Here is a 6,435-nt window from a genome sequence, read left to right on the forward strand (position 1 = left end):
GGCTTTTTTACATTTGAAAAAGTGTTTTTCTGTTATACCAATCCGGAAAATTACTGATCAGGTTTATCTAATCTCTTCTGGTCATTTTGGTGACGCGATCTTTCTTTGCACTCAAGAAATCCATTCCAAGCGCGACAAACCTTGGAAACAAAGTCGTTATAATCAGTGAAAATTTGATTCGCTAGATAATGTTGTCGCAACCAACTCCAAACTTGCTCTATAGGGTTGAGCTCTGGGGAGTAGGGAGGAAGCTTAATAGTAGTGACGTTATTCAATTCTCTCGTAATATCATCAGTATGCCAGCCTGCTCCATCCACAATAACGACTGCATAACGTCCTTTTTCTGTAGCTTTCGATATCTGCTCTAAGTGATTTTTCATTATGTTCTTGTTGACCCAAGGAACCACTATTGCTTCACCAATTCCTCTTTCAGGGCATACCGAACCAAACAAATAAGCGTATTCAAATTGCTGTTGTTTTACCACGCGAGGCCTCGTTTCACGAGTCGCCCAAAGACGTGTAGTTGTGTTCTGTTGACCAAACCTAGCTTCGTCTTGAAACCAGACATCAACACACTCTAGCCCAATATGACCGGGGATCTTAAGGACCGTTTCTATTTTGATTTTTTTAAATCGTCTTGGATTTGCTGTGATTGTTTGGGGTGTTTGGAGCGAGAAGTTATCCAAGAAAAGCCCATGAGGTCTAGGAGATAATAGATAGAATTCGGGTGGTGGTACTTATCAACGATTTTCACGATTTAGTCATTTATATTGCAGATACAAAAACGCCTAGCGTTTGCTAGACGTTGATAAATAGTGTTTCTAATACATCCGACTACAGTATTTGCTTAAGCACTCTATCGGCTTTCACACGAGTGATTTTACGAATCAATTTTTGAACTTCCATCGGGTAGCTCTCTACCTTGTCCAATTGCTTATAAGTACAGATAAGCTGAGTGTGTTGAAGGATGTTATCCACTTCAGCCTGAAACTTGTCTGTTAGGTGATGGTAGTTATCTTGGATAAAGATACCGTTCTCTAGATCCAACTTCCATGCGCGTGGGTTTAGGTTATTACCTGTTAGTAGCATGTAGCGCTTATCTACCCATATGCCCTTTAGGTGGAAGCTATTGGAATCGTGTTGCCAAAGTCGAATTGATAGATTACGGCTAGCAATATGAGCTTCATTCGCTTTAGCGAAACGGCGTAAGTTCAGTTCGTACAGGTATGGCAGACCACCAATCGTTTTAAACTCTTCTTCTGGCGAGATAAAGAAATCATTTGCTGTCTTATCGCCAACAACAATGCTGACCTTTACACCACGCTTAAGTGCTTTCTTCACTTCTTTAGCTAGGCTAGGTGGGAAGTTGAAGTAAGGTGTGCAGATGAAGATTTCATCTTTAGCTTGAGCGACGAGTTGATTGATTCCTTGATTCAGACGGTTACGTCTTTTACCGATACCAACTAATGGTGTTACAGCAACTTGGTCTGTTGAAACCTCTTGACCATCGAATTGATACTGAGACCTTGCTAATGATGCACGAAACTGACGAATAGCTGGTTTCAGTTCTTTGGTCGAAGGCTTGTTCTTATCAGCCAGGTCATAAACAGCGCTGTCCGCAACCATCTGTTCGTGTACGTAGGTAAACATTGAATCAGCAAGCGCTGCGTTGTTTAAAACATGGTAACGATCAAAGCGATAGCGGTCATGGTAATTCAGGTAGATATTGTTGAGGCTTGCACCGCTGTATATCACGCTGTCATCGACGATAAAGCCTTTTAAATGCAATACGCCAAAGACTTCTTTGCCGCGAACTGGAATGCCATAGACGGGTACAGAGTGCTGATATTTTTCTGCAAACTCTTTATACATGGCTGCATTGCCTTCAGAAGACTCTGCACCAATCAATCCGCGCTGCGCTCGGTGCCAATCGACACAAACGCTTACGTCTAATTCTGGATTCTTTTGCTTTGTTTCATATAAGGCAGTTAGGATTTCACGGCCAGCCTCATCATCTTCAAGATACAAAGCGACTAAACTAATACGAGTCGTTGCGCGAGATATCTCATCAAGTAGACGAGTTCGAAACTCTTGCGCTGATAGTAGTACTTCAAACTTGTCAGGATTCTGCGCTATGGTTGGCAACTGTATGAATGGATTCCTACTGGCAATCATATTGACTGTTTTACCTTAAAAATATGCAAAATTGCGAACCTTTAATTTTACCAAAGGGATAGCATCAAATACTAGATAATCGAGGCATTCTCTAACAATTTTGCTGATAATGCATAGGAATGAGATCTTTTCCGCTATTCGAATAGCGCTCGTATAAAACTCTTAAACCATTTGGCAGATCTTTAGGCTCTACCTGTACGAATTTATGTCGCGCGTAAAAATGGGTGAGATGAGCGTACGCAAAGCAGTAATCGTCTTCCGTAAGTGCATGTTGCGCACAATAATCCATAAGTTTGGAGCCTAATTGCTTACCGCGATGTTGTTTTGATATCGCCATTCCAGTAAGTAAGCGATTATTTTCTATTGTACGAAAGCGCACGACACCGCACAGCTCGTTATCCAGTAATAACGAATAGATCAGTTCACTTTTATTAGCTTTTCCCGTTGGGTAATGTTCTTTATAGAAACGTTTAACTAGGGGAACCTTTACTGGGTCTAATTGGGTAATGATGACATTGTTCATTCAGTCACTGCGCCATTGGTTTATCTGCTGTAGAATGACTGCAGTGTAAGTTAATTGAATATCGCCATGCAATTCCATCTCAATGCTAGTTTAAAAAATGTTCATACTTTTTCCATAGATCAGACGTGTGATACGTTGGTTGAAGTCACCAATATCGAAGAATTAATTTCCGTTTACAGAGACCCTAAATGGTCAGCTTTACCTAAGTTAATACTGGGTAAAGGCAGTAATATGCTTTTTACTGAGCACTTCGCTGGTCTGGTCATAGTGAACAAATTATCCGGGATTGAGTTGAGCGAGACGGATAGTCATCACCTACTGCATGTTAGTGGGGGAGAAGATTGGCCAAACTTAGTTGAATGGAGTGTGGATAAAGGGCTTGGTGGTCTAGAAAACCTAGCAATGATACCCGGCTGTTCAGGTTCGGCTCCGATTCAAAATATTGGTGCGTATGGTGTTGAGCTACAAGACGTATGCGAGTATGTCGATATCCTGTGTCTGGATACTTATACGGTTAAGCGATTAAGCAAAGAAGAGTGTCTCTTTGGTTACCGAGATTCTATTTTCAAGCACGCTCTCTACGATAAAGCGATTGTTGTTGCGATTGGTTTATCGTTGCCGAAAGAATGGGAGCCATGCAATCACTATGGCCCGTTAAAAAGCCTAGCAGCCGATACGCTCTCTCCTCGTACTATATTTGATGAAGTATGCGCTATCCGTTCAAGTAAGTTGCCAGACCCTAGAGTCCAAGGCAATGCGGGCAGCTTCTTCAAAAACCCTGTGATCACCAAAGATCATTTTGATCGCTTGTTCGCTCTATACCCAAACATTGTCGGCTATGAGAGCAATGACATGATCAAAGTCGCTGCAGGCTGGCTGATTGATCAATGCCAGTTCAAAGGTGTGACAGAAGGCGGTGCTCAAGTTCACCCAAACCAAGCATTAGTTATCATCAATTATGATAAGGCTTCTGCTGTGGATATCCTTAAGCTTGCAGAGCGAGTGCGTCAGTCTGTCTTGAATAAATTCGATATTCGATTAGAACATGAAGTGCGTTTTATGGGACGAGACTGCGAGACAAATCTAGACAAGGCTTTGGAGTCATTGGCATGAGAGAACACAGTACCAAGCTTGCACTATTGAAGTGTCTTGCTGACGGTGAGTTTCATTCAGGTGAAGATCTAGGTGAAATGATTGGTGTATCACGAGCGGCTATCAGTAAGCACATTAAAGGTATTCAAGGGTGGGGTTTAGATATCTACCGAGTACAAGGCAAGGGCTATAAGTTAGCTAGCAGTTTAGATATGCTTAACGAAGACAAATTGTCTGTTGTTAGTCGAGATGCTTCTCTTGAACTGATTCCAATCATAGGTTCTACAAACCAACACCTATTAGAGCGTACTAACACCCTCGAATCGGGTTCTGTATGTATTGCTGAATATCAAGCTGCGGGACGTGGACGTCGTGGACGAGAGTGGGTATCGCCATTCGGTGCAAACCTCTATCTTTCAATGTATTGGAGACTCGACGCAGGGATGGCTGCCGCGATGGGCTTGAGCCTTGTGGTTGGTGTAGCTGTTGTTGAAGCTTTGGAAGAGATGGGCGTAGAAGGTATAAAGCTCAAATGGCCGAACGACCTTTACCACAATGACAAGAAGCTTGCCGGTATCTTGGTAGAGCTGTCAGGACAGTCTGGTGGCGCTGCTCATATTGTGATTGGTTTAGGGCTAAACTTATCCATGGATCCAACAACATCAGGTATTGGCCAACCGTGGACTTCTCTTAAAGAAGTGTGTGATGGGAAGGTGCCCGATCGCAATCAGTTAGCACAGGCTCTGATCAATGCCTGGGATAAGTCTCTTGTTGATTATGAGTTGAAAGGGATGTCGAATTTTGTAGAGCGTTGGAATCGCTTTGATAATTTCTTAGGTCGCAATGTTAGGTTGATCATTGGACCTAGAGAAATTGAAGGTGTTGTTCAAGGCATCGATGAACAAGGTGCTGTATTACTCAAAACTGAGAATGGTATCGAGAGCTATATCGGTGGAGAGATATCGCTAAGAAAAGGCGATTAAGGTGTTACTATTTTCTTAGTAACACTTCTTCAACCATATGATCTGCGCCTTTACGTAGAATCAAGTGAGCCCTTTCTCGTGTAGGAAGGATATTTTGTTCTAGGTTCAAGCCATTAATTGAACTCCAGATACCTTCCGCTTTATCCAGTGCCGCTTGGTTCGATAATTTTGTGTAATGACTAAAGTAAGAGCCAGGTTTGGTAAACGCGCCATCGCGGAATTTCATAAAGCGATTGACGTACCACTCTTTGATTTGTTGGCTATCAGCGTCAACATAGAGTGAGAAATCAAGGAAGTCTGAAATAAACACGCGATGTGGCTCGTCTGGATCGTTCATGCCTGTTTGCAAGACATTAAGTCCTTCAATAATAAGCACATCTGGTAGGTCGACACACTTAACGTCATCAGTAATGTTGTACGTAAGATGCGAGTACACGGGAGCCGTGACATTTCTCTTGCATGCTTTTACATCCGAAACAAAGTTCACTAAACGCTTAATATCGTAAGACTCCGGAAAGCCCTTTTTACTCATCAATCCTTTTTCTTCTAACACCTCATTTGGGTATAAGAAGCCATCGGTTGTGACTAGCTCAACTTTTGGGTGGTTCTCCCAGCGAGAAAGTAGGGCTTTAAGCAGTCGTGCAGTTGTACTTTTGCCCACAGCGACACTTCCAGCAATACCGATGATAAAAGGTGGTGCTTTCTCGTTTTTATCCAGGAATTGATGGAGTACTGAGTTTCTATTCTGTCTGGCTGCCACATAGAGATTTAATAGGCGAGAGAGCGGCAGGTAGATCTCAACGGCTTCCTCCATTGTGAGCTTTTCATTGATGCCTTGAAGCTCTTTTAAGTCGCTCTCAGAAAGTGTCATCGGAACTAAATTCCTTAGCTCAGACCAACGTTCGCGGTCAAATGACATAAATGGGCTCATATAAACTCTATAGTGGATAACAAAACAAGTGCATGGAAAATACATCAAGCGATAGATAAATAAAATATCTTCCTGTACTAGATGTGGGTTAAAGGCAGAAACCTTGAGCTAAATAGCCGTATATAGGAATTTGATAGGAGAATTTTTCACTTTTTTTCAATTTACTATTGCAAGGTGGAAAATCATTCAATAAAATGCGCCCCACTTGTGCCGACTTAGCTCAGTAGGTAGAGCAACTGACTTGTAATCAGTAGGTCACCAGTTCGATTCCGGTAGTCGGCACCACTTTCTCCCTTTCTTTAAGGTAAGCGAGAGAAAGCTCAAAATTTGGAGGGGTTCCCGAGTGGCCAAAGGGAGCAGACTGTAAATCTGCCGGCACTGCCTTCGATGGTTCGAATCCGTCTCCCTCCACCATATTCTAAAGGTTAAATAGCTCAAACAGAGTTACGTGTTGCGTGCATCGTATAATGGCTATTACCTCAGCCTTCCAAGCTGATGATGCGGGTTCGATTCCCGCTGCACGCTCCAACTCATTTTGTGTGCTGATATAGCTCAGTCGGTAGAGCGCACCCTTGGTAAGGGTGAGGTCCCCAGTTCGACTCTGGGTATTAGCACCAGTCAAAAGCTTCTTCTCCTTTAATAAAGAAAACCATTTTTTTTGGTTGCGTGGTCTTATTTTAAGCCACCTAATCCGTACCTAGAGGGACACCCCATGTCTAAAGAAAAATTTG

Annotated in this window: 5 protein-coding genes, 4 tRNA genes and 1 pseudogene; 6 read left to right on the top strand and 4 right to left on the bottom strand. The window is 42.6% G+C overall.

What is annotated here, in order from left to right; all coding sequences use genetic code 11:
* Window positions 1–50: 50 nt before the first annotated feature.
* From AB4232_RS18435 to AB4232_RS18445, 3 genes and pseudogenes are all read right to left on the bottom strand, one after another.
* A pseudogene (locus AB4232_RS18435) lies at window positions 51–721 on the bottom strand (IS630 family transposase); the annotation flags it as partial.
* A 113-nt stretch (window positions 722–834) separates the two neighbouring features.
* On the bottom strand, window positions 835–2,175 hold the full coding sequence (gene pssA, locus AB4232_RS18440) for a CDP-diacylglycerol--serine O-phosphatidyltransferase (RefSeq protein WP_372087706.1): 1,341 nt from the start codon (window positions 2,173–2,175) through the stop codon (window positions 835–837).
* A gap of 91 nt (window positions 2,176–2,266) precedes the next feature.
* Window positions 2,267–2,698, bottom strand: a complete 432-nt coding sequence (locus tag AB4232_RS18445; protein ID WP_372087707.1) for a GNAT family N-acetyltransferase — start codon at window positions 2,696–2,698, stop codon at window positions 2,267–2,269.
* Between the two features lie 66 nt (window positions 2,699–2,764).
* On the opposite strand from AB4232_RS18445, the gene murB reads away from it, so the two are divergent.
* Together murB and birA are read left to right on the top strand one after the other, a co-directional pair.
* Window positions 2,765–3,811, top strand: coding sequence for a UDP-N-acetylmuramate dehydrogenase (murB, locus tag AB4232_RS18450; protein ID WP_372087708.1), 1,047 nt, complete (start codon window positions 2,765–2,767; stop codon window positions 3,809–3,811).
* Window positions 3,808–4,773 carry a bifunctional biotin--[acetyl-CoA-carboxylase] ligase/biotin operon repressor BirA gene (gene birA / locus AB4232_RS18455; protein WP_372087709.1) on the top strand — a complete coding sequence of 322 codons (966 nt, stop codon included), beginning with the start codon at window positions 3,808–3,810 and terminating at the stop codon, window positions 4,771–4,773. Before murB ends, birA begins: the two co-directional genes overlap by 4 nt.
* Before the next feature lie 7 nt (window positions 4,774–4,780).
* Here the strand turns inward: birA and coaA are convergent, their stop codons facing one another.
* Entirely contained in the window at window positions 4,781–5,704 is a 924-nt protein-coding gene (gene coaA / locus AB4232_RS18460) for a type I pantothenate kinase (RefSeq protein WP_372087710.1), read from the bottom strand.
* 209 nt (window positions 5,705–5,913) lie between these two features.
* Between coaA and AB4232_RS18465 the strand changes: the two genes are divergently transcribed.
* The 4 genes from AB4232_RS18465 (at window position 5,914) to AB4232_RS18480 (ending at window position 6,321) form a co-directional block, all read left to right on the top strand.
* A tRNA-Thr gene (locus tag AB4232_RS18465) sits at window positions 5,914–5,989 on the top strand.
* Between the two features lie 44 nt (window positions 5,990–6,033).
* Window positions 6,034–6,118 (top strand) — tRNA-Tyr (locus AB4232_RS18470).
* Between the two features lie 39 nt (window positions 6,119–6,157).
* Window positions 6,158–6,232 (top strand) — tRNA-Gly (locus AB4232_RS18475).
* Between the two features lie 13 nt (window positions 6,233–6,245).
* Window positions 6,246–6,321: transfer RNA gene (locus tag AB4232_RS18480), tRNA-Thr, on the top strand.
* Window positions 6,322–6,435 lie beyond the last annotated feature (114 nt).

Source organism: Vibrio sp. 10N.286.46.A8 (assembly GCF_041470165.1).
Lineage (GTDB): Bacteria > Pseudomonadota > Gammaproteobacteria > Enterobacterales > Vibrionaceae > Vibrio > Vibrio tasmaniensis_A.

Bases quoted from the DNA above. Each gene is read 5' to 3' on its own strand.
- pssA (WP_372087706.1), bottom strand. From the start codon at position 2,175: ATGATTGCCAGTAGGAATCCATTCATACAGTTGCCAACCATAGCGCAG.
- AB4232_RS18445 (WP_372087707.1), bottom strand. From the start codon at position 2,698: ATGAACAATGTCATCATTACCCAATTAGACCCAGTAAAGGTTCCCCTA.
- murB (WP_372087708.1), top strand. From the start codon at position 2,765: ATGCAATTCCATCTCAATGCTAGTTTAAAAAATGTTCATACTTTTTCC.
- birA (WP_372087709.1), top strand. From the start codon at position 3,808: ATGAGAGAACACAGTACCAAGCTTGCACTATTGAAGTGTCTTGCTGAC.
- coaA (WP_372087710.1), bottom strand. From the start codon at position 5,704: ATGAGCCCATTTATGTCATTTGACCGCGAACGTTGGTCTGAGCTAAGG.